This window comes from Phyllobacterium sp. 1468, assembly GCF_031455525.1.
Lineage (GTDB): Bacteria > Pseudomonadota > Alphaproteobacteria > Rhizobiales > Rhizobiaceae > Phyllobacterium.
The window spans coordinates 101,195-128,129 of record NZ_JAVDSX010000005.1; the positions used below are offsets into that span (position 1 = coordinate 101,195).

Here is a 26,935-nt window from a genome sequence, read left to right on the forward strand (position 1 = left end):
CGTAAGATACATTTGCCGAAGAGGGCAAGATGGGCCAACGCCTTTCTCAAAGGACGCCGCGGACAGTGGCGGACGACTGGGCTCCAGTCCGGGTATCGAACCCCGACGGGCGCTCACGGTTTGTCATCCTTTGCGACCATGCCTCCAACTACATCCCTGATGGCTTCGGCTCGCTTGGCCTCGATCCGGACGACTTGCAGAAACATATTGCCTGGGACCCCGGCGCGCTTGGCGTTAGCGAGGTGATGAGCCGCGATCTCGACGCGCCACTGGTTGAATCCTGCGTGTCGCGCCTCATGATCGATTGCAACCGCCCGCTCGATGCGCCGGACCTGGTGCCCTCGTTAAGTGAAGTGACGACGATTCCGGGCAACGTGGATCTGGATGAAGCTGCCAGGTTGCGGCGTGTAACGCTTTCGCACGGGCCATATCACACCGCCATCGAGAAACTGGCAGGTGAGCGGACGACGAAAGGCCTGCCTGATCCGATCTACGTGGCGGTGCATTCCTATACACCGGTCTATCGCGGAATTGAGCGCCCCTGGCACATCGGCATCATCCATGATGACGATGATCGGGTGGCCGCGCCATTGATTGCCGGGCTGCAGGCATTGAAGCTGTTCAATGTCGGCATCAACCAACCTTATTCACCAGCAGACCGTGTCTATTACACACTGGAGCGACACGCTTCTGCCTTTGGATTGCCGGCTGTGATGATCGAGATTCGAAACGACCTGATCACCACACCATCAGAAGAACAGGCGTGGGGCGTCATGCTTTCCAGGCTGCTGAGGGAGAACGTGGAACCCATCGCGTTCGAAAGCAAGGGGTTCGCCAAGAAGGGGACTGCATAAGAAAACTACGGAGTAACGCTCTCGCGAGTATCTGACGTTGCAACTTACCAGAATAATAGGGGAACGTGATGACACAGCAAGACTATACTGAGACAGACAAATCGGAGGACATAAAGGTCCTCCACAGCATGGGATATGCCCAAGAGCTGGAGCGGCGGCTCAGCCGCTTTTCGAACTTCGCCGTATCTTTCTCAATCATCTGCATTCTTTCCGGCGGCATCAACTCGCTGGCGCAGGCCACCTCCGGTGCCGGCGGTATCGGTATCGGCATCGGCTGGCTGGTGGGTTGTTTCGTTTCGCTGACCTTCGCCGTCGCCATGTCGCAGATCAGTTCGGCCTATCCAACTGCCGGCGGGCTCTATCATTGGGGTTCGATCCTCGGCAATCGAGGCACGGGCTGGGTTACGGCATGGCTTAATCTGCTTGGCCTCATCACCGTTCTCGGTGCCATCAATGTGGGCACATGGACGTTCTTCGTAGGTGCTTTCGGTCCGAGCCTTGGCATCGAGAACACGCTCATGACGCAAACGATCTTCCTGATCATCATCACCGGCGCTCAGGCATTGATCAACCATCTCGGCATCAAGTTGACAGCCAAGCTCACGGATTTTTCCGGTTACCTGATCTTCTTTGGCTCGATTCTCATTGCTGTCGTGTGCCTGTTCGCAGCCGACACGTGGGATTTCAGCCGCCTGTTCACCTTCCATAACTACTCCGGTGAGGCGGGCGGCAATGTATGGCCTGCCGTTTCGAACTGGTGGGTATTCGCGCTTGGCCTCTTGCTGCCGATCTATACGATCACCGGCTATGACGCTTCGGCCCATACGTCGGAGGAAACGATCAAGGCAGCACATTCGGTACCGCGCGCCATGGTCATGTCGGTCGTTTGGTCAGCGATTTTCGGCTACCTGTTCCTTGCTGCCTTCATCCTGATGATTCCGAACATGGATGAAGCCGCAGCACAGGGCTGGAACGTCTTTTTCTGGGCCTTCGACCAACGCGTCGGGACCGGGCTCAAGGAATTCGTCTATCTCGTCGTCTTCGTTGCGCAGCTGCTTTGCGGTCTCGCGACCGTGACGTCAGCCTCGCGCATGATCTTCGCCTTTTCGCGTGATGGCGGCCTGCCGGGATCCGCTGCACTCGCCAAGGTGAGCCCGACGTATCGCACGCCGGTCGCCGCCATCTGGACGTCGGCGGTTCTATCCGTGCTTTTCGTCTGGGGCTCGTCGGTCGTTTCTGTCGCCGGCACCTCGGCCTATACGATCGTCGTATCCTGCACGGTTATCTTCCTGTTCCTCTCGTTCACAGTGCCGATCGTACTCGGCCTGCTTGCCTGGGGAACGCCGAAATGGGACAAGATGGGGCCATGGAACATGGGACGCGGCGTCTTCACGCTGTTTGCGATCCTCTCTATCCTTTCGATGATCCTCATCTTTATCATCGGCATCCAGCCTCCTAACGACTGGGCGCTCTACATCACCGTCGGGTTCTTCATCCTCACGGCGATCGTATGGTTCGCATTCGAGAAACGCCGGTTCCAGGGCCCGCCGCTTGGCGAGATCATCGCTGCACGTCAGGCTGCGATCAAGGCAGCGGAGCAGGCCGTCGGCGAACGAACCTGATTTCAAGCAAAGGGGCGACCGGTTTGGCGCCGGTCGCCCCTTTTATTTTGACCCGCAGCGACATTTCAAAGGAAACAATATGCCCGGACATTGGAGTTTCGACGATCTAAAGCGCCGTGTGAACAATGGCGAGATTGATACGGTTCTTGCCTGTTTCGTCGATATGCAGGGCCGGCTGATCGGCAAGCGGTTCCACGCTACGTATTTCGTCGAGTCCGCCCACGACGAAACGCATGGCTGCAACTACCTGCTCGCCAACGATATCGATATGGAACCGGTGCCCGGCTACAAGGCTGCGAGCTGGAAACAGGGCTATGGCGATTTCGTCATCAAGCCGGACCTCTCGACGATCCGGCATATTCCATGGCTGGAAAAATGCGCGCTGGTGCTGTGCGATATTCTTGATCACCATCACCATGAGGACCTGGCGCATTCGCCGCGCAGTATCCTGAAGCGCCAGCTCGCCCGGCTGAAGGAGCGCGGCTATCTCGCCTACTTTGCCTCCGAGCTCGAATTCTATCTCTTTGACGAGACCTATGAGACCGCCCGTGGCAAGCACTGGAAGGGCATGAATACGGCGTCGCCTTATATCCAGGATTATGTGATCCAGATGACCACCAAGGAAGACGCAGTCATGCGGGCCATCCGCAACGGGCTGTTCGATGCCGGTATTCCCGTCGAGAATTCCAAGGGCGAATGGGGTCCGGGCCAGGAAGAGATCAATGTCCGCTATGCGGAAGCGCTGGAAATGGCCGACCGACATGTCGTCATGAAGAACGGCTGCAAGGAGATCGCCACCCAGATGGGCAAGGCGATCACCTTCATGGCAAAGTACGACTATTCACTGGCAGGGAGCTCCAGCCATGTCCACAACTCCCTGTGGAGCGCCGATGGCAAGACGCCGCTGTTCTACGACAAGAAGGCGGAATACACGATGTCGCCGCTGATGCGGCAGTGGGTGGCCGGGCAGCTGAAATATGCCGATGACTTCACCTATTTCCTTGCGCCCTACATCAACTCCTACAAGCGGTTCCAGGCGGGCACCTTCGCCCCGACCAAGAATGTGTGGAGTCTTGACAATCGCACCGCCGGTTTCCGGCTCTGCGGTGAAGGCACGAAAGGGATCCGTATCGAATGCCGCATCGGCGGTGCCGATCTCAACCCCTATCTCGCCTTTGCCGGGCTGATCGCTTCCGGTCTTGCCGGCATCGATGAGAAGCTGGAACTTGGCAAGCCCTTCCAGGGCGATGCCTATGGCGGGGCGCGCCTGAGGGAAATCCCGAAGACGCTGCGCGAGGCGACAGATACGCTCGGTCGCTCAAAAATGCTGAAGGAAGCGCTCGGTGAAGACGTGGTCGAGCACTATGTCCACACGGCAAAGTGGGAACAATTCGAATACGACCGCCGCGTGACGGACTGGGAGTTGCATCGCGGCTTCGAACGGTATTGAAGACTTTAAGATCAAGAACGCAGAGGTTTTGCCATGACCGAGACGGTGAAATTGATTACCCCGATCGACGGCTCCGTCTATGCGGAGCGTCCTGTCGCTACCGACAAAGCCATCGACGCGGCTGTTGAATCCGCAAAACAGGCGCAGGCAGACTGGGCCCAAACCAGTATCGCAGAACGGGGGCGCTTGTGCCTGGCGGCATTGGATGCATTGCTCGCCATGAATGACGAAATCGTGCCTGAGATTGCTTGGCAGATGGGCCGTCCGGTACGATATGGCGGCGAAAAGGGCGGTGTGGAAGAACGCACGCGTTACATGGTGAGAATCGCCGAGCAGGCCTTGGCGCCGATCGTCGAAAAGGACAGGCCGGGCTTTCGCCGTTACATCAAGCACGTGCCGCTGGGTGTGGTGATGGTCATCGCGCCGTGGAATTATCCCTATCTCACTGCGGTCAACACGATCATTCCGGCACTGATGGCAGGCAACAGCGTAATCCTGAAGCACGCGGCGCAGACGCTGCTTGTCGGCGAGCGCTTTGCCCAGGCCTTTGCCAAGGCGGGCCTGCCGAAGGGCGTCTTCCAGAACATCGTTCTCAGCCATGCACAAACGGAGAAACTGCTCGGCTCCGGCCGTATCGATCATGTGAACTTTACCGGCTCCGTCGGTGGTGGTCGCGCTATTGAAAAGGCGGCGGCGGGAACATTCATGACGCTTGGACTTGAGCTTGGCGGAAAAGACCCGGCCTACGTGCTGCCGGACGTCAACCTCGACCATGCGGTTGCCAATCTCGTCGATGGTGCCTTCTTCAATTCAGGCCAGTGCTGTTGCGGCATCGAACGCATCTATGTGCATGAGAACGTCTATGACCGGTTTGTCGACGGGTTCATCGATCTGACGAAGCAATATGTCGTCGGTAATCCGCTGGATGCTGCAACGACCATGGGGCCGATGGCGCAGACGCGCTTTGCCGATCTCGTGCGCGAGCAGAAGGCGGAAGCCTTGCGCAAGGGCGCAACGGCACATGTCAACATGAGCGTGGCCAATGACAAGGCCGGTTCGCCTTACCTCGCGCCGGAAGTGCTGACCGGTGTTGACCACCAGATGAGTGTCATGCGCGAGGAGAGCTTTGGTCCCATCGTCGGCATCATGAAGGTACGCAACGACGAGGAGGCCGTAGCGCTGATGAACGACAGCCAGTATGGCCTGACGGCCTCGCTGTGGACGACCGACACGGATCACGCGGCCGATATCGGCGATCGCATCGAGACCGGCACGGTATTCATGAACCGTTGCGACTACATCGACCCGGCGCTGGTCTGGACCGGCGTCAAGGAGACGGGCAAGGGCGCGGCGATGTCGGCTATCGGCTATGGCAATTTGACTAGACCCAAATCCTATCACCTGCGTGAGGTTCTTTGATCGATCCGTTCTGATGTCGTTTGACGCGATGTTCTGCGCTTCCGGTGCGCACGTGCCTTTGAGTACGCTTCGCCCGGGTTCTCGCAAACCATGCCAACTGACTGATCAGTGTGAATTCTCAAAGACCCTCCACAATCTGAAAAGAGACATGACATGAGCCAGCTTATTTCAAAATGGAACTATCCGACCACCGTCCGCTTCGGGGCGGGCCGCATCAAGGAATTGCCGGAAGTTCTGGAAGCGACGGGGATCAAAAACCCGCTTTTCGTCACCGATCCCGGCCTCGCCAAGCTGCCGGTAGTGGCGAATACATTGAAAATCCTGGACGATGCCAAAGTGCCTTGTGGCGTGTTCTCTGAAGTCAAGCCCAATCCCGTCGAGTCTAACCTCACGGCTGGTATTGCGGTGTTCAAAAAGGGCAAGCACGATGGCGTCATCGCTTTCGGTGGTGGTTCTGCTCTGGATCTCGGCAAGCTGATCGCATTTCAGGCGGGTCAGACGCGCCCGGTATGGGATTTCGAGGATGTCGGTGACTGGTGGACCCGCGCCAACAGCGCCGCCATCGCGCCGATCATCGCCGTGCCGACCACGGCCGGAACGGGCTCGGAAGTCGGCCGCGCCGGAGTCATCACCAACGAGGAAACTCACACGAAGAAGGTGATCTTCCATCCAAAACTGCTGCCGGCGATCGTCATCGCCGACCCGGAGCTCTCCGTGGGCATGCCAGGTTTCATAACGGCGGGTACGGGAATGGATGCTCTCGCACATTGCCTGGAAGCATACTGCGCGCCTGGCTATCATCCTATGGCGGACGGCATTGCCGTTGAAGGTATTCGGCTGGTGTTCGAGAACCTGCCTAAAGCCTATGCCGATGGCAAGGATCTGACCGCCCGCGCGCATATGATGAGCGCAGCCGCCATGGGTGCGACCGCGTTTCAGAAGGGTCTTGGTGCGATCCATTCCCTGTCGCATCCGATCGGCGCGATCTATGACACGCATCATGGCATGACCAACGCAGTGTTCATGCCCTATGTGCTGGCTTTCAACCGCGATGCGGTGGAGGAGCGCATCGCGAGACTTGCCAGCTATATTGGGATCAAGGGCGGTTTCGACGGTTTCGCCAAGGCTGTGCTGAAGCTGCGCAAGGAGCTGAAGGTGCCGCACACGCTGCCAGGGCTGATCACCGACCTTGACATGACGAAGAAGCAGAAAGAACTGATTGCCGACATGGCTATCGTTGACCCGACTGCCGGCGGCAATCCGGTGAAACTGACCAAGAAGGCGGCGTTGAAGCTGCTGAACGAAGCCATCGCAGGGTAGTTCCTGTAGCCCTGATCGAACAAAAAGGGCGCTTTACCGGCGCCCTTTTTCGTTGATCAATGATGCAGTGGCTAGCGCCTTTCATAGTTGGTTGGAAACAGAACTGTTTCCATCCAAACATGGAAGATTTTAATGCCCAAGAACCAGCAGGTCCTTGGCTGCGAGGCTGACCTTGACGTTCTCGCCCGGAGACGGTGGCGGGGCGCTCGGGTTGTTGAATGTGTCGAACGATACGGTGTTCTCGCCTAACGAGGCCCGAATGCGGATGACAGATCCGAGAAAATGTACGCTGTTGATCTTGCCGTCGAGTGTCGTTTCGCGCTTGTCCGTGGCGTCGCCGAGGCTGACAGCCTCCGGGCGAACCGCGAGCGAAATCTTGTCGCCGGTCTTGTGGCCGTTAAGGCGTGTCCTGTCGATTGCAATATCCTTGCCATCGATCGTAATCGTGCCTGCCCCTGCATCGCGAACAATGGCGTCGAGCGTATTGAGTGTTCCAACGAACGAGGCCACGAAACGCGAAGCTGGTTGATTGTAAATCTCGAAGGGGGCGCCAACCTGCTCGGCGTTGCCCTCATACATCACAACGATGCGGTCGGATATCGACAGTGCTTCTTCCTGGTCATGGGTGACGAAAATCGTGGTGATACCAAGTTTGCGCTGGATCGCCCTGATTTCTTCGCGCAACGATACGCGGATCTTCGCATCAAGCGCCGAGAGCGGCTCATCGAGCAGCAGGACTTGCGGTTTCGTGGCGAGCGCACGCGCCAGCGCCACGCGCTGTTGCTGACCGCCCGAAAGCTGGTACGGATAGCGCTCGGCAAGGTGGTCCAGTTTGATCAGCGACAGCATTTCGTGCACCGTCGCGTCGATTTCCGCTTGTGGCCGCTTTGCGACCTTGAGGCCAAAGGCAACATTCTGCGCGACGGTCATGTTGGGAAACAAAGCATAAGCCTGGAAAACCATGCCGATATTGCGCTGGTTCGGCTTCAGATTGACAACGTCCTTTCCGCCAATGCTGATCACACCGGAAGTCGGCGTTTCAAAGCCGGCTACCATGCGCAGCACAGTCGTTTTCCCGCAGCCGCTGGGTCCGAGAAAGGAGATGAATTCGCCTTTCTCGATACTCAGATTGAAATCATGAACAACGGTCGTGGCGCCGAAGCTTTTTTTCAAATGGCTGATAGTTAAGAATGACATTGTATGACTTCCGTTCAGCGTTTGGTCGCGGCGAGTGATTTGTTGAAGCGAGTAACGACCTGAATCAGGCCCATGCAGATCCAGGTAATGGCGAAGGCGATAACGGCGAGAGCCGCAGGTTCGTAGGCGCGGTTCGCCCCGATGAGCTGCAGGAACGGACCGAATGCAGGCCTGTTGAGCAGAGCCGCCATAGTAAATTCACCGATGACAATCGCGAATGTCAGGAATGCGCCGGAGAGCACTGCAACGAGGACATTAGGAAGGATGATGTTTGCCATGATGGTGATGCGGCTCGCGCCAAGGCTCTCGGCGGCTTCCGTCAAGGTTCTGATGTCGATCGAGCCCAGGCCCGTGTCCACCGCCCGGTACATATAGGGCAGCGCCAGCATCGTATAGCCGAAAGCGAGCAGGATATTGGTTCCCATAGCCGAACCGGTCAATGGCAGGATCGAAGCGGTGTTGTAGAGACGGATATAGCCAAACACGACCACGATGGCCGGAATGACTAGCGGAAGCAGGGTGATGAATTCAAGAACGGGACGCCATGACGGCAAGCGCAGACGCACCCAATAAGCCGTCGGTACAACGAGAACGATACCGATGATAATCGTCGCGATCGCCATGACGATCGAATAGCCGAACGTTTGTTGGAAACGCGGATCACTGAGGATCACCCAATAGGCATCAAGCGAATATGTGCCGCGCCGCATGCGCAAAGAGAATTCAAGCGTGCCGAGGAGCGGTACGACAAAGTAGATGATGCCGAAGGCGAGTGCGAGCCAGGACCAGATGCGGTTCGTTTTCATTTTAGCCACTTTTCGCTGCGGGCGCGCATCCAGATATACACCGCGTTGGAAACGCCGGTAATGACAATCATGCCGAAGGCAAGTGCATACCCAAGATGCGGGTCCTGTAGCACATCGCCACGGATTTGCGCGAAGAGTACGATGGGGACGATGCTGAGAGACGATCCTGTCAGCGCGTAGGCTGTCGCGATGGCACCGAAGGAATTTGCGAAAAGCAAAAGGATTGTCCCCAGCAAAGCCGGCCACAGGATAGGGAAGGCGACCATCCGCCAATATTGCGGGCCGGTGGCGCCGAGAATAAGCGCAGCCTCTTTCCATTCCCGCTTGAGGCCATCGAGCGCGGGCGTGATGATCAGGATCATCAAGGGGATCTGGAAGTAGAGATATGTGATCGTCAGGCCCCAGAAGCTCAAAAGGTTGAAGCCGTGGGCGTAAAGGTTGAAGCCAAACACATTGAACAGGAACGAGGTGACGAGGCCGGTTCGTCCAAGGGTTGCAAGGAAGGCAAAAGCCAAAGGAACGCCGGCAAAGTTTGATGCCACGCCGGAAAACGTCATCAACGGCGAACGGATCCAGCCTGGAAGTCCACCCAGCGTGATTGCGGCCGCAATGCAAAAGCCGATCAATGCACCAAGCAGCGCCGAGGCGAGCGAAATCTTGATCGATATCCAGTAGGCGTCCATGATGGACGGCTGGAAGAGATTGGCGATGTTGGCGAGGGTGAGGTTACCCTCATTGTCTTGAAAGGCACCTGCGACGAGATAGATCGTCGGCCAGATCAAAAACAACACGGCGAAGATGATGAATGGCATAACGCCAAGCCAGTCGAGCGACATGCGTCTGCGCTCGGTTGCCGGGACGGGGACCGGAGGCAATGCGCCGGGTTCTGAAATCGCACTCATCGTTTTCGTTACCGCATTCTTGGGTAAGGTTTAGCTGCCGCCGGCAAAACTGCCAGGCAATCAATCCGGAAGCCGCCTGTCGCGTCACGTCGCAAATTTATCGCGCGCAATGCGCCTTTGATGGAACCAAATCCCCGCGGCGAGTGCCACGGGGATCCGATCGATCAGCATTTACTTCACGTTGGCGCCAACAACCTTGTCCCAATCCTTGGTGATGACTTCCTTGGCGGCAGCCTGTTCATCGAGGGTCGGGAAGATCGCCTTTTCATAGGCAGCTGCAGGAGGCAGCTTGTCGAGCAGTTCCTTCGGGATCTTGTTATTCTTGGCAAGATCGTTGAAGCGGATCGGGTGGCAATAACCCTTGAGCCAGGTCAGCTGACCTTCATTGGAGTAAAGATATTCCATCCAGAGCTTTGCTGCATTTGGATGCGGCGCGAAGGCACTGATCGCCTGAACGTAAACACCGGCCACAACGCCGGAGGCGGGTACGACAACCTCAACCGGAGGATTGCCCTTCAGCGTGTCGCGGCCCGAAAGTGCGTTATAATCCCAATTGATTATGATCGGGGTTGCACCCTGGGCAAGCGTACCGGACTTGCCGATGACCGGCACAAAATTACCGGCCTTGTTCATGTCTGCGAAATACTTCAAGCCGGCAGTCCCAGCGTCGGCACCAGCCTTGGCACCAGTCGATGCACCGGCAGCCGCAACGGCGAGAATGGCCTGGTTTGAAGCGCGGGGATCACCTGCGAGCGCAACGGTGTTCGCATATTCGGGCTTGAGCAGGTCAGCCCAATCCTTCGGTACCGTCTTGACGATATCGGTATTTACCTGGAACGAGAGAACACCATAATAATCGCCATACCAGTGCCCGTCGGCATCCTTGACGTTGTCCGGGATCGAGTCCCAGGTCGATACCTTGTAGGGCATCGTCAAGCCGTCCTTCTTGGCGGATGGACCGAAAGCAAAGCCAACATCGATAACGTCAGGGGCCTGTGGGCCCTTGTTATCCTTGTTTGCCTTGATTGCTTCGATCTCGTCGCCCGAACCGGCATCCGGATTGAGTTCGTTTACCTCAAGGCCATACTTGGCCTTGAAACCAGCTACGACATCGCCGTAAGCGCACCAGTCATGTGGCAGCGCGATCGTTGTCAGTGAGCCCTCTTTCTTTGCAGCAGCAACCAGCTCGGCCGGTGCGTCCGCGAATGAAATTGTCGTGCCCGCGAACAGCACAGCTGTCGACAGCGCAAGCAAGCGTTTTGAGTAACCAACCATTTTGAAAACCCCTATTGAGCGATACGTCATTGGCTCTGTTTCGACGTTCAGCAACCCCGATATAGGTGTCTCGTGTCAGTTGGATGACAGACACGTGACGTGCTGATGAACAGACTTTTCCTGAGCAGTAAGGGGAAGTGAACCACTTTTTTGGCGGCTTAGCAATTCAGCCAAACGGTAAATCTGCAGGCGGTCCGACGGCTGCCGCCATTTGCCCGATAGCGACAAAAATAGAGATAGGCGCGGCAGTCCGGCGGATTCTATCTGTCGCATTTTGTCAGCTGCGACATCGCCGTCCGAAAGATCGAACGTCGAGGAATACGATAGAGATTAGGGGGCTAAGCGTTTCCAGGTGAATCTTGCAACGACTGCGGCGCGCGGCGTCATCCTCAGTGACCGCCACCACCGCCTCCAGCCGGAGCGCCCGGCTTGCGCATCATCACAGCGAAGACCGCGAGCGAAGCAAACAATATGGTCAGGATGTAGAAAACATCCATGAACGAGAGCAGCGATGCCTGCAGGTGAACCATGCCAGAAATCTTGGCAAGCGCAGTCGCGCTGCCGTCAAGCCCGTGGGATGCGAAATTCTTGCTCATCGTCGCCATCATGTCTTCCGCTTCCGGATTGCCCCAATGCACGCTTTCAGAAAGGCGGGCATAATGCATGGCGCCGCGGTCAGTCAAAATCTGGTTGATGACCGCGAGGCCCACCGCACCGCCGAGGTTGCGCATTAAATTGAACAGGCCAGAGGCATTCTTAAGACGAGCAGGCGGAAGGGTGCCGAGCGCAAGATTGTTGATCGGCACCATGCACAGCATCAGTGATACACCACGGAAGATTTGCGGGATCAGCAATTCGTAGAAATCCCAGTCCGCCGTCAGATGGGTCATGGTCCAGGTGCCGGCGCCAAAGCCAAGGAAACCTATCATGATCATGATACGCGGATCCATGCGGCCGGAGAGGAAGCCGGCTACCGGTGCTGTCAGGAACATGCAGAGACCACTGACAAAGAGCGCTTCGCCGATCATCAGGGCATCGTAGCCCCTGACCTGGCCGAGATAGACCGGATAGACATAGGTCAAGCCATAGAGGCCAATGCCGAGCACGAACGAAAACGCCGAACCGAAGGCGAAGTTAAGGTTCTTGAACGCAAACAGATCGACGATCGGCTGCTCCGCCGTAAATGCGCGGTAGAAGAAGATAAGGCCACCGAAAACCATGACAATGGCGCAATAGTAAACAGCGTTGTCCTGCAGCCAGTCATTGCGTGGGCCTTCCTCAAGCACGTATTCAAGCGAGCCAAGAAAGGCTGCCATGGCGGCAAGACCCCACCAGTCGAACTTGTTCAACAGCGAGCGATCGCCCTTGTCGAAATCGATCAGGTTCCACGCGGCAATCGCCACGGCAATGCCGGGGATGACATTGACGAGGAAGAGCCAGTGCCAGGAAAACGCATTGCTCAAATAACCACCGACAGTCGGTCCGATGGTCGGGGCGAGCGTTGCCACCAGGCCGATCATCGGCGAGACGATCGAGCGTTTTGATGGCGGGAAGATCGTGAATGCCGCGGCGAAAACGCTCGGAATCATGCCCCCGCCGATGAAGCCTTGAATGGCGCGGTAGACGATCATCTGATCGATGTTCGTTGCCGTGGCGCAAAGCACGCTGGCGGCAGTGAAACCAGCCGCCGAAACGGAAAAGAGGATGCGCGTCGAAACCAGCCGGCCGAGGAAGCCAGACAAGGGGATCATGATGACTTCGGCGATCAGATAGGATGTCTGAACCCACGAAATCTCGTCGGAACTCGCGCTCAACCCTGCCTGGATCTCGGCGAGCGATGCCGAGACGATCTGGATGTCGAGAATGGCCATGAACATGCCGAACACCATCGCCAGAAAGGCAAAGGCCTTCTTCGGATCGATATGTTCGTCCGGAACAGCAGGTGCCCCGGGACCTCCGATTGTGATGGCTTTCGACATGAACTTCGACCCGTCAGGAGTTCGGATTACAGCTTGGGTGTCGTGCGGGTATCGACGTCGACGACCACGCTCAGGCCCGCCTGAAGCTTGCCGCTTGCCAGGGCGTCGGCCGGCAGGGCGATACGGACCGGCACGCGCTGAACCACTTTGGTGAAGTTACCCGTGGCGTTTTCCGGCGGGAGCAGCGAGAAGACAGCGCCCGAGGCCGGCGCAATGGACGCGACAGTGCCTTCGAATTTTTCGCCGGAAAGGGCATCGACCGTTACCTGGACTTTCTGGCCAACAACGATGTCACGCAGCTGCGTTTCCTTATAGTTCGCATCGATATAGAGCGCGTTTACAGGAACAAGTGCGGCTAGGCGCTGGCCGGGGCTGACGAGGTCGCCTGTCTTGGCTGCCAGATTGCCGATAACCCCATCGACCGGCGCGCGGATAACGGTGAAGCCAAGATCGCGGGCAGCTTTGTCCTTGGCGAGTTCAAGCGACCGTATGGAACCTTCGGCTTCCTTGTACTGCGCCTCGAGCACGCCGACATTAGCATCAGCGGCGGCAATCTGTGCATCGGCGGAGGCTATATTGGCTTTGGCCTGATCAAGAGCCGCTGTTGCATCATCAAGTTGCGACTGCGAGGCGAAGCTTGTTGCATGGAGTTGCTTGGCGCGCACAGAGCCAGCCTGCGCGTTGGTCAAGACGGCTTGCGCGTTGAGTTTGCCGGCCTGCGCCTGCTGCAGCGACGCCTTGGCGGCAACGATCTGCGCATTGATGCGATCGAGTGAGAGCTTTTCCGTCGCGATCTGGGCCTCGGCCTGTTCTTCAGCGATCCTATAGTCGCCATTATCCAGCGTTACCAGCGGATCGCCCGCTTTAACGCGCTGATTGGCAACCACATCGATCCTGTCGATATAGCCGGTGACTTTCGGCGCAATCGCCGTTATGTCACCCTGGATATATGCGTCATCGGTCGAAACCATGAAGCGGCCCGTGGTCCAGTATTCATAACCATACCAGCTGCCGGCGCCAATTGCGGCGGCAATCAATATGGGCAGTACGAAGCGCTTGGCCGATCGCTTGGGCTTGGCAGGCGCTTGCGCGGCAACATCGGGCTGCGGTGCTTCTACGACAGGAGCATCGGGCTTTGCAGGTGCTTCCGCTTTTGAAGCAGGAGCCGGGGCTGGAAACTGACGGATTTCAGCTTCATTCTTGGCGTTCGACGCTGACATGTGGGGCTCTCTCTAAAGATGTTCACTCTGAAAAGTGATAGAACCAATCGGTTCGATCATTGACATAGCGCAAATGAGGGCGCATATCAAGTGCATCGAACCGATTGGTTCGAAAAAGAATCGAAAATGAGGAAACGAGATTAAAATGTCATCTACGAAGGGGTCCCGCGTGTCATCGATAAAGGCGTCTGCCTTGGAAGCGGTGGCCCCTGTGGACGAGCGGCAGGGGCGATTGGCAGCTGGTCAAGATCCGGCCAAGCGCCAGCAAATCCTTGAAGGAGCCGACCGCGTTTTCTCGCAGATGGGTTTCGATGCCGCGAGCATGAATGACATAACGCGTGAAGCCGGCGTATCGAAGGGGACGATTTATGTCTATTTCGATAGCAAGGAAGAGCTTTTCATGGAGCTCTGCTTTGCCTATCGCGACAAGCTGTTCAGCGGCATTTATTCTGCGCTGGAAGACGGCCACGACTTGCGTGACGCGCTGATTGCTTTTGGTACGGCATTGTCACTCAAGGTCACGTCCGATGTTGTCATTCGGGCGCAGCGCATAGTCATCAGCGTTGCCGAGCGCATGCCCTCGATGAGCCAGAGTTTTTACGAGAATGGTCCAAAGCGGGGGCAGGCCCTGTTGAGGGCGTTTCTGGACAAACATGTTGCTGCGGGCGACCTCGATATTGAAGACACCGAACTTGCTACCTATCAGCTGTCGGATCTGATGGTAACGGGTATGCTGAGGCGCAGGCTGTTCGGATGCATGGACAATCCACCATCGGAGGAGCAGATACGCAAAACCGTAACATCTGGCGTAGATATGTTCCTCAAGGCCTATAAGAAACAGTAGTGCGTTATGCCGTGCCGCAATTGGCGCAGATGCCGCGGATTTCAATCGTCGTCTTTGATTGCTTGAAACCACTGCTATTGGTCCATTCACGGACGCGGCCGGTAATGACATCATCCGAGAATTCCGAGACCTGACCGCATTTTTCGCAGATGGCAAAGGCGATCAGCCCGTGGCCATGGCTATGGCTGTGAGGGTGAGCACAGGCGACAAAGGCGTTGATGCTTTCGAGCCGGTGAATCATGCCATAATCCATGAGCTTGTCGAGGGCGCGATAGACCTGCAGCGGCGCGCGGAAGCCATCGTTTCGCAATTGATCGAGGATCGTATAGGCGCTGAGCGGCCCATCGGCGCGAGCCAACGCGTTGAAAACCAGCGATTGGTTTTTTGTCAGCTCTTGCGCAGCAGTCATCGCCCTATAGGCTCCTTGTTGATCCATGAGACATAGGAAAGATTTGTCTTTTCCGCCAGTGGATACATTAATTTTCCCAGTTCCCAAATTCGCCATTGTTGACAAATGTAATAACATCACATATCGAAATGCTCAACTCCAAGATGCGACTGTCCGATGACTGAACCCTGCCTGACCTTCAACGATCTGACGCTTGGCTATCATAGGCATCCGGCCGTTCATCACCTGAGCGGCGGAGTTCGCCGTGGCTCGCTGACGGCGGTCGTCGGCTCCAATGGATCGGGCAAGTCGACGCTGATGAAGGGAATTGTCGGCGTTCTCAAGCCGATGTCCGGTTCGTGCGTTGTCGAAAAAGGGGTACGGATCGCCTACCTGCCGCAACAATCCGAACTCGACCGGACTTTCCCGGCTCGAGTGATCGATCTTGTCTCGCTTGGCTTGTGGCCAAAGCGTGGCCTCCTTGGCAGATTCACCGCGGAAGACCGCGAGAACGTCTCGAAGGCGCTGATGAGTGTTGGACTGGCCGGCTTCGAAAAGCGCCCGGTCGACACGCTGTCCGGCGGGCAATTGCAGCGCGCCCTATTCGCGCGGGTGCTGGTGCAGGATGCGGATCTCATTCTGCTCGATGAGCCATTCAATGCGATCGATGCCAAGACCGTCAGCGATCTGATCGATCTGATCAAGCGCTGGCACGGCGAGAACCGGACGATCATGGTCGTTGTGCACGATCTCGATCTTGTTCGCGAGCATTTCCCGGAGACCCTGCTTCTGGCGCGCAAACCGATCGCCTGGGGAGCGTCACGCGAGACGCTCCGTGCTGACAATTTGTTACGGGCCAGGCAGTTTCACGAAGCTTGGGAAGAGGGCGCGCCGTGGTGCGAGGATGATGCTGCCCACAGTCATGTGCACGATCACGCTCATCCGCATGTCCATCGCCATGACGCCGAAGATCATCACGATGGACCGAGGGCGGCTTGACCATGTACGCGTATCTGATCGCGCCCTTTGTCGACTACAGTTTCATGCAACGCGCGCTTGTCGGCTCGCTGGCACTGTCGCTCGGTTCCTGCCCCGTCGGCGTTTTCCTGATGCTGCGACGCATGAGTCTGACCGGCGATGCGATGGCGCATGCCATCCTGCCGGGCGCGGCGGTGGGTTTTTTGCTTTACGGGCTGCAGATCGTGCCGATGACCATTGGCGGACTGGTTGCCGGTGTCATCGTCGCACTTGGCGCAGGCGCGGTGTCGCGCTTCACGATCCAGAAGGAAGATGCCTCCATGGCGGCCTTCTACCTGATATCGCTGGCGCTCGGCGTTTTAATCGTGTCGTTGCGCGGATCGAATGTCGATCTGATGCATGTGCTGTTCGGGACCGTCCTCGCGCTCAACAATGAGGCGTTGAGCCTGATCGGCATGATCTCGGCGATCAGTGTTGTCACACTCGCGATTTTCTGGCGGGGTCTTGTGGCGGAGTGTCTCGACCCGCTGTTCCTGCGCTCGGTGAGCCGCATCGGCACGCCTGTGCACTTCATCTTTCTCGCATTGGTCGTAATCAACCTCGTTGGCGGGTTTCAGGCACTCGGCACTTTGCTTGCCGTCGGGCTGATGATGCTCCCCGCTGCAGCAGCGCGTTTCTGGACTGCGCGAGTCGGGCCGATGTGCGCTCTGGCCATCGTCATCGGCTGTGTATCGTGCGTAGGCGGGCTGTTGATCTCTTACCACTATTCCGTACCTTCCGGACCGGCAATCATCCTGTCCGCCGGGGCCATCTATCTCGCATCGATCCTCGTCGGGACGCGCGGCATCGTCAACAGCCGGCTGCGCCCCTATCGTCACAGAACAGCTTAGTACAGAAGGAAAAAGCTATGATGAAGGCTCTTAAACGTGTTGCGGGATTGAATGTTATACTATTACTAATTGCTGGTTATTCCCCGGCTTCGGCGGAAGCCCTGAAGGTTGTCTCCAGCTTCACAGTGATATCCGACTTTGCCAAAAATGTTGGCGGCGACAAGATTTCACTGACGACGCTGGTTGGCCCGGACGGCGACGCTCACGTCTACGAACCGAAGCCGTCCGATGCGGCGGCGGTGGCCGGGGCAGATGTCGTATTGGTCAACGGCTTGCATTTCGAAGGTTTCTTGCCGCGTCTCGTGGAAGCGAGCGCCACAAAGGCTCCGATCGTCGAGTTGTCGAAGGGCGTCGAGCCCATCAAGAGCGCCGAGGAGGATCATGATCACGCGGCCGGGGACGCCTCGGCAACGGAGGAGCACGGCGCATACGACCCGCACGCCTTCCAGTCGATCCGCAATGCCAAGATCTATGTTCGAAATATCGTTGACGCCTTCTGCACGGCGGACGCAACCAACTGCGACAGCTACAAGGCCAATGCGGCGGCGTATACGAAGAAGCTCGACGCCACGGAGGCGGAAGTGAAGGCGGCTATTGCCTCGATCCCGGAGTCAAAACGCCTGATTATCACGTCGCATGACGCATTCGGCTATTTCCAGCATGAATATGGTCTGAAATTCCTTGCCCCCGAGGGAATTTCAACTGACTCGGAGGCGTCGGCTGCCGATATCGTTGCGCTGATCAAACAGGTGAAGGAGGACAAGGCATCAGCCATCTTCGTCGAGAACATCACCAATCCGCGGCTGATCGAGCAGATTGCCAGTGAAACCAAGCTGAACGTCGGCGGTACGCTTTTTTCGGACGCGCTCTCCAAGCCCGACGAAGGTGCAGCAACCTATATCGACATGATGCACCATAATATCGCAACGTTCAAAAAGGCTATTCTCGGTAGCTAACTGACGCTTGGTGGCGGCTGGTACCAGACGATCGGCCGTCACTCAATCGGGTCACATGCTAACGCGTTTTGTAACACGTCCTTTCAATAGTGCTATCGAACCCAACACCAACCGAACACGCATCCTCTGATGACGACCTTCTGGCTTACGGCAAAGGGATGGTCGTCCGGCAGCGCAATTCGGATCAGACGAGATCGATCGCGTGGCCGCAGCAAATTCTGGAACTCCGCAGGTAGAGCGTCGGCGATCGGCAACACCTTTTCAACTGTTCCCGTCGTGTGCTCGCTACCGCCGCTCACCTGAACCTTCATGCCTTGGGTGACAGGAAAAAGATACCCATCCGGCAAATATGCAAACAGATAGGCCTTCCCCCCGTTTATTTGCAGCATTTCATCGCCCAGACGTACAACTTGACCTGGAACAGGAATTTTTGAACCCACAATGCCTGTGACCGCCGCAGTTACCTTACCCTCTCCATAAATTGCTTTCATTTTGTGAACCGCGTCAGCTGCAACCTGTCGCGACGCTTCTACAACCCTGAGTTCGTTAGCGGTGACTTGTGACTCGGCCCGCAATTGAGCATAGCGCTCCGCGGCCTGGTAGTTGGCCGTCAACGCCTCATCTCTTCGGTTTGCAAGAACAAGGCCTCGCGTCGAAACCCGATCGAGACGCAAAATAGCATCGTTGCTTTCATTTGCTGAACGCTCTGCCAGAGGCAATAGTGCCGTATTCGTCGCTACCTTTCCCTGCAATTCTCCTTCTCGTACCGCGAGTTCACTTGTCCGTACCGAGAGTTCTGCGATCTCCTTCACCATGTCGAACGATGTGAGCTCGAGGAGCGGCGTCCCTTGGGTGACGCTATCGCCCTCGCTGACCAGTACCTTGTCCACGGTTGCCGGATAGCCGGCAGATACGATGTACCGCTGCGCCAGTACAATGCCGTCGGCTGACAGGATGAACATTCCTCCGACAAGATAGTTCGCAAGCGAAACGACCAGCGCTCCGAGTATCAAGAGGTATATCGATCTGCTCAGACGGCCTGACGCTTTTCTCTGTTGCCGGTCGAGATTATCTATGCGAGGGCGTTTGCGGATATACTTCATTGGTTCACCTCACCACGCACGCTCGTGACGCACTTTTTCCGGCGTATAGTTGTCGCGATGCGAGCCGCGAAAAACCCATTCATCGATATAGGCCAGCAAGCGTACCAACCGCATCCCGTACGACATGAAGATGGAGTAGCCAGGAACGAATAACAGATTACGCCAGAAACTGGCGCGGCCTGTTGTCCAGCAGGCCAGGGCAAGCATAAGGACATCCAGAACCAGTAGCGCGATTTGCATTGCTATCAGAACTGGAATGGCAAGCGCGCCGAAGTTGATTGCGAGCCACGATATGTAGATTGGGAAGATGACGGCGCCGGCAACACTGAACGCCAGAAAATCCCACTGATGAAACGCTTCCGCAAATCTGAAGTTGCGGTCGAATGGATTGAGAAGCCGGCGGTGCTTGCGGAAGCGGATCCAAACGGCGTCACGCTCCCAACGCAGCCGCTGCCTGATGTAGGCGTAAAAGGTCGTTGGTACATCCGTGTAGCACACGGCATTCGGAACATATCCGATGTGCCAGCCCGCCCGGCGCAGCCGCAGCGTCACATCGAGGTCTTCTCCACCCCCGACGTCAAGCCCGCCTACCTCGTCGAGAGCGGTCCGGCGAAAAGCGCTGAACGCACCGGATGCACATGTTATTTGGCCAATCGCTGCGCTGAACCGCTTACCGACGGAAATAGACTCCAGATATTCGATCTCCTGAAACTGTGAAACAAGGCTCACATCGGCGTTGCGTGGCGCGATATCCCCGCAAGCTGCTCCGACGCGGCTGTCGGCAAAGGGTTCCAAGAGACGTTCAATGGCAAATCGGTCGAACGAACAATCGCAGTCAATATTTATGATGATGTCACCGCGTGCGATTTCGCAAGCCAGATTGGTCCCGCTCGCTTTGCCGCCCCGAACCCCCGTAGAAAGGATACAGGATCCCAGCCCCTTCCGGACCATTTCTCTGGCGACTTTGTTCATTCCGTCCGTTGAGCCGTCACTGACTATGACGATTTCAAAATCCAAAAAAGACTGTTCCATCAGGGAATTAACGCATGCGCCAATGGAATCGGCCTCGTTATGGCCAATAAGAACGACGCTCACGCTTGGAGATCGGTTACGGCAACGAGCAGCGTTGTCCTTGTCCATGTGCCGCAAGCTCGTCGCGGCTATCACAAACGGCACGAGGTATCTCGGAACATCGAATATCAGCGTGTACCAAAAGACCGTAACTAAACTCGAGCCCGTTTGTGCCAGAAGAAACGACAGGCCGAAATCGAGGTCGTTCACGACAGCGCTTTTACGCGTGTGCCCCACAGAACCAGCAAAGTGGGGTATAGTTTATCGGATAGAACAGATTCGGAACGGTGAAGAGCCTCCTGCAAGTAGGCCGTAAAACCGGCTTCGTCGCGCCCGAGAAAAAGAATGTACTCCCGCTCAGGAGACGAATGTAGGGATGCGACATCTCCCAGAATGCCCTGAAGATTGTCTGCAAGCAGTTTCCGCATTGAAATGAAGTCGGCCTCACCTCGAGTTTTAAGCACTTGTTCGCGGCCGCCATACTGCAACTCAATCAGGAGGAAATCAGATGCCGCCCCGGCAGAGGAAGAAAGCCGGGTAATCTTCTTTTGGAGCTCTTCCGGAAGATAACGAAGTTGAGCGATCGGAAAACGATCTACGCTCGTAACGTCGTCCGCGAGCAGAGTATTCGCCTGATGAGACAGCGAATAGGAGAACACGTCCGATGTGCTGGCTGTGTCTCCGCCGACATGCATTCCGCAGTCCTGGCAAAGAAAGCCAATGGTGGGCTCAGACGTCGTATTTTTGCACTGGGCACACACCTGGATGCGTCCCGGCTTGTCATAGTCCTTACCGTAATGGCGCAGCTGCTTGCTACACTTGGGGCAGATGAGCGCCGTTCCGCGACGAAAGTCCGCCTCGGGACTCAATTGCGCACAGCTGTAGTGATGGATCAGGTCTACTTCTGATAGCTGCGGCGACCGGCATGCCGGACATTCTTCTCTGACCGTCAATCGGTGAGACTGGCATCCGGCACATTTATGGTACCTGTCGAAAAAACTGCGCTCGAGCCAGCCCTTATTGGCCAGGGCTTCGGCAACCATTGTCGCGGATGCTGTATTTGGAAAACCTTTATATCCGAAATAATAAGGGGAATTCGGCTGCCTGATCGGGGTGAGGTCTTCCCCGGAAACGAACAAATAAGCCATCATTCGCACGGCTGGAGACGTAGGAGATAGAAATCTGCTCGACAACCGGCCTCGGCGCTCCCGGAATTTTCTGATGCAACTCGCGGTTTCCACCCATGATTTGGGATTCTTCAGGCTAAAATCGACATCGGCGGCCACGCTCGGCTTCCCCGAAACGTTCACAACCGGCACGAGAAACAGGTCTCTTGCGCTGCGGAACTTTTCCAACCCGAATGATTGCCTTTCATTGGTCAGTAAAACCGCATCGATGTCATCACTATCGACGACCGAGAACACTTCGCGAAGGTAACGGGAGTGGGGGATGATCGTATCGGGATAGAATGCTACGTGAGGGGTGCGCAAGTTAAACTGACGCCATACTGATTGACATTGCTCGACTACGGGATGGCGATCTGTGAATGTCCGGTTATCAATCGGAGCAGTATTCTCTAGCAGGGATACATTGCTGTTTGACACGATACACCTTTTCGGACTCTGGTGAGCCGGAGACAAGTACAAATCTAAGTTACGAAAAGCGTTTATTCTCGGTTTGTTTTAGAACAGGATAAACGCTGCGCAAAAAGCGGTGTCAAGCAACTTGTGGGTGGGTTAATATATTTGTGGATCGGTCGTAGTACTTAAGGCGTAGACGATTATCTGACTAGATATCTGGCAGATTTTAGCACGTAGCCCAACACGCCGACTATGATGAGCAGAGCCACATCGAAACCACGATTGCTGACACCAGAACGCCGACCCAACGGGACAGCAGGATAGCCGGGAACATCAGCCGATAGGGAATTGGAGCAGCTTCCGCCAAAGGCTTATCAGTGGCCGGTTGATCACCAGAAGCATAGCACTGGCGACCCACATTGATGCTACCAGCGGTGGAAAAACCGATGCCTTAGATAAACGCCGCCGTCTGGGCCGGGGAAATTCGTACCTTGCCGATATTGCGGCCATCCATCTCGACAATCTCGTATTCGAGATTGTCGACGGTGAGCCTTTCGCCTTCGGCTGGTATATGACCGAGGTTCCATAAAATATAGCCGGCGAGCGTCGTATAGCGGTCACCCTCATCGACCAGATCACGATCGATCAGCCCGCCAAGACGGCGAATGTCGATATAGGCGTCGACCACCATGCTGCCGTCTTCCGAACGTTCAAGGATCGGGCTTTCCTCGCCTTCTTCAGGGAAGTCACCGGCGATGGCTTCAAGGATATCTGTTGGTGTGACCACCCCTTCGAACGAGCCGTGCTCATCGAGAATCACGCCCATCTGCACCGATGAACCCCGCAACTGTTCCATGACGCGAAGCACATTGGCGTTTTCATGGAAGATAAGCGGCTGGCGGGTGACCTTTTCCCAATCGATCTTGCCGCCATCGAGAATGGCGAACAGCAGATCCTTGGTAAGCGCAACGCCGACGAATTCATCGACGCGGCCGCGGGCAAGCACAACGCGGCTATGGGCGAGGGTGCGGATTTCGGCGAGCAGCTCGTCGTTGGTCTCGTCGAGATCGAGCCATTCCACTTCATTGCGCGGCGACATGATCGAACGGACCGGGCGCTCAACGAGATCGAGCACGCCGCGGATCATCTCCTTTTCTTCCGGGTGAAAGACATCACCCGCTGCACTTTGTTCTGCAATAACATCCAACGTATCAGAGTGTGGGGCATCGCTGCGACCGCCGCCGAGCAGCCGCAGGACCGCGCCCGCGGTGCGATCGCGAAGATCCATGGTCGTGATGCGCTTTTCGCGGTTATGGCGTCCGAGCTGGTTGGCGGCTTCGATAAGCACAGAGAAGCCGATGGCGGCGTAGAGATAGCCCTTGGGGATATGGAAACCGAAGCCTTCGACGATCAGGCTGAAGCCGATCATCATCAGGAATCCGAGGCAGAGAATGACCACAGTCGGATGCTTGTTGACGAACGTCATCAACGGTTTCGATGCCAGCATCATGACGCCAACGGCGATGACCACGGCGATCATCATGACCTCGAGATATTTCACCATACCCACCGCTGTGATGACACTGTCGAGCGAGAAGACGGCATCGAGCACAACGATCTGGGCAATGACCTGCCAGAACACCGCGTGGGCCACATTGCTTTCCTTGGCCGACATATGGCCTTCCAGCCGTTCGTGCAGCTCCATCGTGCCCTTGAACAGCAGGAAGACGCCGCCAAGGATAAGGATGATATCGCGTCCGGCAAAACCCAGCCCAGCGACACTGAACAGCGGCGTGGTCAGCTGGACAACCCATGAAATGGAAGCAAGCAGCAAAAGCCGCATGACCAGAGCCAGCGACAGGCCGACAAGCCGCGCACGGTTGCGTTGATGAGGTGGCAGTTTATCGGCAAGGATCGCTATGAAGACGAGATTGTCAATGCCGAGCACGATCTCCAGCACGACAAGCGTGGCAAGACCAATCCAGGCATTGGGGTCGGCAATCCATTCCAGTGTCCAGTCCATCGGGCTGTCGGGTCCTTAAATAGATTCAGCGTGCAGCGGCGTCAGCGAATGACGCTGCGGCGCAGGCAAAATGGCGGGATGGGGAAATCACAGGAACGTTTTGCTGACACTGCGCATGCAGGGTCAGCATGCTTCGCAAGTCCGGACTTGGAGGCTCTTCAGATTGATCGTCCGGCATCGATGCGCGGTCAGTCCCTGTTTGACTGGCTGTCGTTGTGAAAATTGAAAGGTGCCAGATGCGTATATAATGACAGTCTGGAGGCTGCCATTCAAGAGGCAGATGAGAATTTGCCGTTAGCGGTGGACGGAAACCCGACCGCCGACTTCTTCGTCCTCTGAGCCGAAAGCAAGAGGACGGCGGCGGCGGTTCGTGCCGTCTCTATCCCGAAAATCCGCCGCCATCCAGGAAGGCCTGCTCTTCCTCGGTCGTACCGCGGCCAAGGATGGCATTGCGGTGCGGGAAGCGGCCGAAGCGGCGGATGATGTCGTAGTGATGGTCGGCATATTCAAGATTGTCAGGTGCGCCTTCACGGCAGAGCTCCACACAACGGCGCTGGTCGTCAACATTTTCCGAATGCATATACGGCAGATAGAAGAAGGCGCGCAGTTTCGGCTCGAATGACAGGTCGTGCCCCTTTTCCAACGCGCGGCCTGCATAAAGGCGGGCGAGGGTGTCGGTCGCATACATATGCCCGGTGCTGCGGAAGAAATTGCGTGGGAATTGGTCGAGCAGAATCATGAGTGCCAGCGCACCTGCGGGCGTTGCGACCCAGCCCTCATATTCGCGGCGCGCGGCGGCAAAATGATCTTCAAGAAAGCGCTGGCGGCAAATCTCGTCGAATTCCTCGTCTTTGACGTACCACTTGTCTTCGCCCGCCTCACGCCAGAAATTGACGATGCCGGTGATGGTCGTTTGTTCGATCTCAGGCATGACTGTTTCCCCGTCTTAGGTCGTAAACTCATCAATCTGGTAGAAGTGGCGCCTGAAACGGCGCGAAGGGCGGGGCCTTCCCCCCGGCCGAGCGGTTCCACACTGCAGCTTGCCGTCGGATCAGCGTCCGGAGGATATGGTCCATCTTCCCGGCAACAGCGTCGCAAGGGACTTGAAAATGGATAAACATTTCCATCGCCCTTGCTCCTTGTATCTGAAAAGATGGCCTCATAGCATTTCCATCAGATTATGAGTTCACGACCTAGTTGGCGTCGGCATTTTGGGCGGTGGGCAGCACACTTGCAGTTTCCTCGCTGAGCGCGCGGCCGGTCTGCCGCGGCTTGATAAGCGGGCCAGGAACCGGCGCGTTGCCCCTCATTAGATCGGCGCCGGCGCGAATGCCGCCGGCAAGCTGCAGGTCAAGACGCTCGGCGTCGCGCCGGCGTACATCTGCCGTAATATCGGCGGCCTCCTGCCGGTCTACACCGAGGCCGATCAAGGTATTTTCGCCGAAGATCAATGCGGATTCGAACGTTTCGCGCATCTGGAAATCAACGCCGAGTTTGATGAGTTCGATCGTATTGCCGCGATCATAAGCCCGCGCATAGATCTGGACCATCGGAAATTCCGCCTTGATCAGGTTGGCGATTGTGAGGATTGTTTCGGCTTTGTCCACACAGATCAGCACGGCCTGAGCACGGCCTGCGCCAGCCGCGTGGAGAATATCGAGGCGTGTGCCGTCACCATAATAGACCTTGAATCCGAACTGTGATGCAGCCTGGATCATCTCCACGTCATTGTCGATGATGGAGATGTCGACGCCCCGTATCAGGAGAGGTTGACAGGAAATCTGTCCGAACCGGCCAAAACCGATGATGAGGGCATTCCCCGTCAGGCCCTCCGCAATGTCGACCTCCTGAAGGTCCTGTTTTTCCTCGGGCATGAGATATCGCAAGGCAACAAGGAGAAGCGGTGTCAGCACCATCGAGAAGATGATGATCGCGGTCAAAATGGCATTGGCTTCCCCGTCGAGAATGCCGACTGCCGTGGCAGCGGCGTAGAGCACGAAGGCAAATTCACCGCCCTGGGCCATGATGACCGCGCGCTCCAGCGCTTCACGATTGGACGAGCTGAGCAGCCGGGCGACGATATATATCCCGGTGCCCTTAACCAGCTTGAACGCGACAACGTAAAACAGCACCATCTTCCAGTTGGCTGCAACGACGCTCAGATCAAGCGACATGCCCACGGCCAGAAAGAACAATCCCAGCAGAATGCCACGGAACGGTTCGATGTCTGCTTCGAGCTGATGCCGGAAGGTCGATTCGGACAGAAGTACACCAGCGAGAAATGCGCCCATGGCCATGGAAAGACCGCTGACCTGCATAATCAGGGCAGCGCCAAGAACGACCAGCAGAGCAGCTGCAGTCATGACTTCACGGGCACGCGACTGCGCGAGGAATCCGAACAACGGATTGAGCAGGTATTTGCCGGCGAGAATGAGGCCGGCAATAGCGCCGATGCCTATGCCAATGTTGATCCAGTGCAATCCTCCAGCCGTTGCGCCGCTCATTGGCGCGAGGAACGCGACCAATGCCAGAAGCGGAACGATGGTGAGGTCTTCAAACAGCAGGATCGAAACCATGCGCTGGCCCTGCGGTGTGGCGATTTCTCCGCGCTCTTCCAGCAATTGCATGACGATTGCCGTTGAGGTCAGGACGAAACCGGCCCCCGCTACGAACGACTGCGCAACCGGAAACCCTGTCGCGATGCCGAGGCCGGTCAGGAGCAATGCGCAAACGCCGACCTGGAGCGCGCCGAGGCCGAAAATGCTCTTGCGCAGTCCCCATAAACGGGACGGCTGCATTTCGAGGCCGATCAGGAAGAGGAACATGACGACGCCGAGTTCCGCGACATGCAGAATCGTCTGCGGGTCGGAGAAGAACTTGAGGCCAAACGGGCCTATAACCAGACCGGCGGCAAGGTAGCCGAGAACCGAACCAAGCCCGAGCCGCTTGAACAGCGGCACAGCGATGACGCCCGCCCCAAGCAGCACAACTACACTTAGCAGGTCAGGTCCGCCTATTTCCGCTGCCATTGGTTCTCCGCATCTCAAGCTTGATCGTG

At 56.8% G+C, this 26,935-nt stretch carries 22 protein-coding genes; 9 read left to right on the plus strand and 13 right to left on the minus strand.

All coding sequences use genetic code 11. The features are described from left to right. Nucleotides 1-29 precede the first annotated feature (29 nt). The 5 genes from J2X72_RS15115 (at nucleotide 30) to J2X72_RS15135 (ending at nucleotide 6,665) form a co-directional block, all read left to right on the plus strand. Nucleotides 30-854, plus strand: a complete 825-nt coding sequence (locus J2X72_RS15115) for an N-formylglutamate amidohydrolase (RefSeq protein ID WP_310073207.1) — start codon at nucleotides 30-32, stop codon at nucleotides 852-854. Nucleotides 855-922: 68 nt separating this feature from the next. Further along, nucleotides 923-2,476, plus strand: a complete 1,554-nt coding sequence (locus J2X72_RS15120) for an amino acid permease (RefSeq protein ID WP_210003256.1) — start codon at nucleotides 923-925, stop codon at nucleotides 2,474-2,476. Between the two features lie 79 nt (nucleotides 2,477-2,555). Then, nucleotides 2,556-3,926, plus strand: coding sequence for a glutamine synthetase family protein (locus J2X72_RS15125; protein WP_210003255.1), 1,371 nt, complete (start codon nucleotides 2,556-2,558; stop codon nucleotides 3,924-3,926). Nucleotides 3,927-3,959: 33 nt separating this feature from the next. Continuing rightward, a complete protein-coding gene (locus tag J2X72_RS15130) occupies nucleotides 3,960-5,345 on the plus strand; it encodes an aldehyde dehydrogenase family protein (RefSeq protein ID WP_310073209.1) in 1,386 nt (461 codons plus the stop codon). Nucleotides 5,346-5,498: 153 nt separating this feature from the next. Continuing rightward, nucleotides 5,499-6,665, plus strand: coding sequence for an iron-containing alcohol dehydrogenase (locus J2X72_RS15135; RefSeq protein ID WP_310073210.1), 1,167 nt, complete (start codon nucleotides 5,499-5,501; stop codon nucleotides 6,663-6,665). Nucleotides 6,666-6,794: 129 nt separating this feature from the next. On the opposite strand, the gene J2X72_RS15140 is transcribed toward J2X72_RS15135, so the two are convergent. From J2X72_RS15140 to J2X72_RS15165, 6 genes are all read right to left on the minus strand, one after another. Further along, nucleotides 6,795-7,862: an ABC transporter ATP-binding protein gene (locus J2X72_RS15140; RefSeq protein ID WP_310073211.1), complete on the minus strand. Its 1,068-nt coding sequence runs from the start codon at nucleotides 7,860-7,862 to the stop codon at nucleotides 6,795-6,797. A 14-nt stretch (nucleotides 7,863-7,876) separates the two neighbouring features. Further along, nucleotides 7,877-8,668, minus strand: a complete 792-nt coding sequence (locus J2X72_RS15145) for an ABC transporter permease (protein WP_310073212.1) — start codon at nucleotides 8,666-8,668, stop codon at nucleotides 7,877-7,879. Further along, nucleotides 8,665-9,570 carry an ABC transporter permease subunit gene (locus tag J2X72_RS15150; RefSeq protein WP_210003250.1) on the minus strand — a complete coding sequence of 302 codons (906 nt, stop codon included), beginning with the start codon at nucleotides 9,568-9,570 and terminating at the stop codon, nucleotides 8,665-8,667. The genes J2X72_RS15145 and J2X72_RS15150 overlap by 4 nt, the downstream gene beginning before the upstream one ends. A 171-nt stretch (nucleotides 9,571-9,741) precedes the next feature. Then, nucleotides 9,742-10,845, minus strand: coding sequence for an ABC transporter substrate-binding protein (locus tag J2X72_RS15155; protein WP_310073213.1), 1,104 nt, complete (start codon nucleotides 10,843-10,845; stop codon nucleotides 9,742-9,744). Nucleotides 10,846-11,234: 389 nt separating this feature from the next. Then, complete coding sequence (locus J2X72_RS15160; protein ID WP_210003248.1) at nucleotides 11,235-12,824, minus strand: DHA2 family efflux MFS transporter permease subunit; 1,590 nt, start codon at nucleotides 12,822-12,824, stop codon at nucleotides 11,235-11,237. A 26-nt stretch (nucleotides 12,825-12,850) separates the two neighbouring features. Further along, nucleotides 12,851-14,044 (minus strand): HlyD family secretion protein, encoded by a 1,194-nt coding sequence (locus J2X72_RS15165; protein ID WP_310073215.1) that lies wholly within the window; start codon nucleotides 14,042-14,044, stop codon nucleotides 12,851-12,853. Nucleotides 14,045-14,213: 169 nt separating this feature from the next. Here J2X72_RS15165 and J2X72_RS15170 point away from each other — a divergent pair, with 169 nt between their 5' ends. Then, entirely contained in the window at nucleotides 14,214-14,888 is a 675-nt protein-coding gene (locus J2X72_RS15170) for a TetR/AcrR family transcriptional regulator (RefSeq protein WP_310073216.1), read from the plus strand. Between the two features lie 4 nt (nucleotides 14,889-14,892). Here the strand turns inward: J2X72_RS15170 and J2X72_RS15175 are convergent, their stop codons facing one another. Further along, a complete protein-coding gene (locus J2X72_RS15175; protein ID WP_310073217.1) occupies nucleotides 14,893-15,297 on the minus strand; it encodes a Fur family transcriptional regulator in 405 nt (134 codons plus the stop codon). Between the two features lie 156 nt (nucleotides 15,298-15,453). Between J2X72_RS15175 and aztA the strand changes: the two genes are divergently transcribed. Genes aztA through aztC form a run of 3 tightly spaced genes read left to right on the plus strand, consistent with a single transcriptional unit; the run spans nucleotide 15,454 to nucleotide 18,100 of the window. Continuing rightward, on the plus strand, nucleotides 15,454-16,275 hold the full coding sequence (gene aztA / locus J2X72_RS15180) for a zinc ABC transporter ATP-binding protein AztA (RefSeq protein ID WP_310073219.1): 822 nt from the start codon (nucleotides 15,454-15,456) through the stop codon (nucleotides 16,273-16,275). Nucleotides 16,276-16,277: 2 nt separating this feature from the next. Then, nucleotides 16,278-17,144, plus strand: coding sequence for a zinc ABC transporter permease AztB (aztB, locus tag J2X72_RS15185; RefSeq protein ID WP_210003243.1), 867 nt, complete (start codon nucleotides 16,278-16,280; stop codon nucleotides 17,142-17,144). Nucleotides 17,145-17,161: 17 nt separating this feature from the next. Further along, entirely contained in the window at nucleotides 17,162-18,100 is a 939-nt protein-coding gene (gene aztC, locus J2X72_RS15190) for a zinc ABC transporter substrate-binding protein AztC (RefSeq protein WP_210003242.1), read from the plus strand. Between the two features lie 92 nt (nucleotides 18,101-18,192). On the opposite strand, the gene J2X72_RS15195 is transcribed toward aztC, so the two are convergent. The 6 genes from J2X72_RS15195 to J2X72_RS15220 all read right to left on the minus strand — a co-directional run bounded on the left by J2X72_RS15195 (nucleotide 18,193) and on the right by J2X72_RS15220 (nucleotide 26,906). Further along, nucleotides 18,193-19,203 (minus strand): HlyD family efflux transporter periplasmic adaptor subunit, encoded by a 1,011-nt coding sequence (locus J2X72_RS15195; protein WP_310073220.1) that lies wholly within the window; start codon nucleotides 19,201-19,203, stop codon nucleotides 18,193-18,195. A 9-nt stretch (nucleotides 19,204-19,212) separates the two neighbouring features. Continuing rightward, nucleotides 19,213-20,484, minus strand: coding sequence for a glycosyltransferase (locus J2X72_RS15200; protein WP_310073221.1), 1,272 nt, complete (start codon nucleotides 20,482-20,484; stop codon nucleotides 19,213-19,215). After that, the gene (locus tag J2X72_RS15205) at nucleotides 20,481-21,878 is read right to left on the minus strand and encodes a hypothetical protein (RefSeq protein WP_310073222.1); all 1,398 of its coding nucleotides are present in this window, start codon (nucleotides 21,876-21,878) and stop codon (nucleotides 20,481-20,483) included. The genes J2X72_RS15200 and J2X72_RS15205 overlap by 4 nt, the downstream gene beginning before the upstream one ends. A 427-nt stretch (nucleotides 21,879-22,305) precedes the next feature. Next, complete coding sequence (locus J2X72_RS15210) at nucleotides 22,306-23,877, minus strand: TerC family protein (RefSeq protein ID WP_310073223.1); 1,572 nt, start codon at nucleotides 23,875-23,877, stop codon at nucleotides 22,306-22,308. Between the two features lie 379 nt (nucleotides 23,878-24,256). Next, nucleotides 24,257-24,808, minus strand: a complete 552-nt coding sequence (locus J2X72_RS15215; RefSeq protein WP_310073224.1) for a DUF924 family protein — start codon at nucleotides 24,806-24,808, stop codon at nucleotides 24,257-24,259. Nucleotides 24,809-25,070: 262 nt separating this feature from the next. Beyond that, nucleotides 25,071-26,906 (minus strand): monovalent cation:proton antiporter-2 (CPA2) family protein, encoded by a 1,836-nt coding sequence (locus J2X72_RS15220; protein ID WP_310073225.1) that lies wholly within the window; start codon nucleotides 26,904-26,906, stop codon nucleotides 25,071-25,073. Nucleotides 26,907-26,935: the final 29 nt, after the last annotated feature.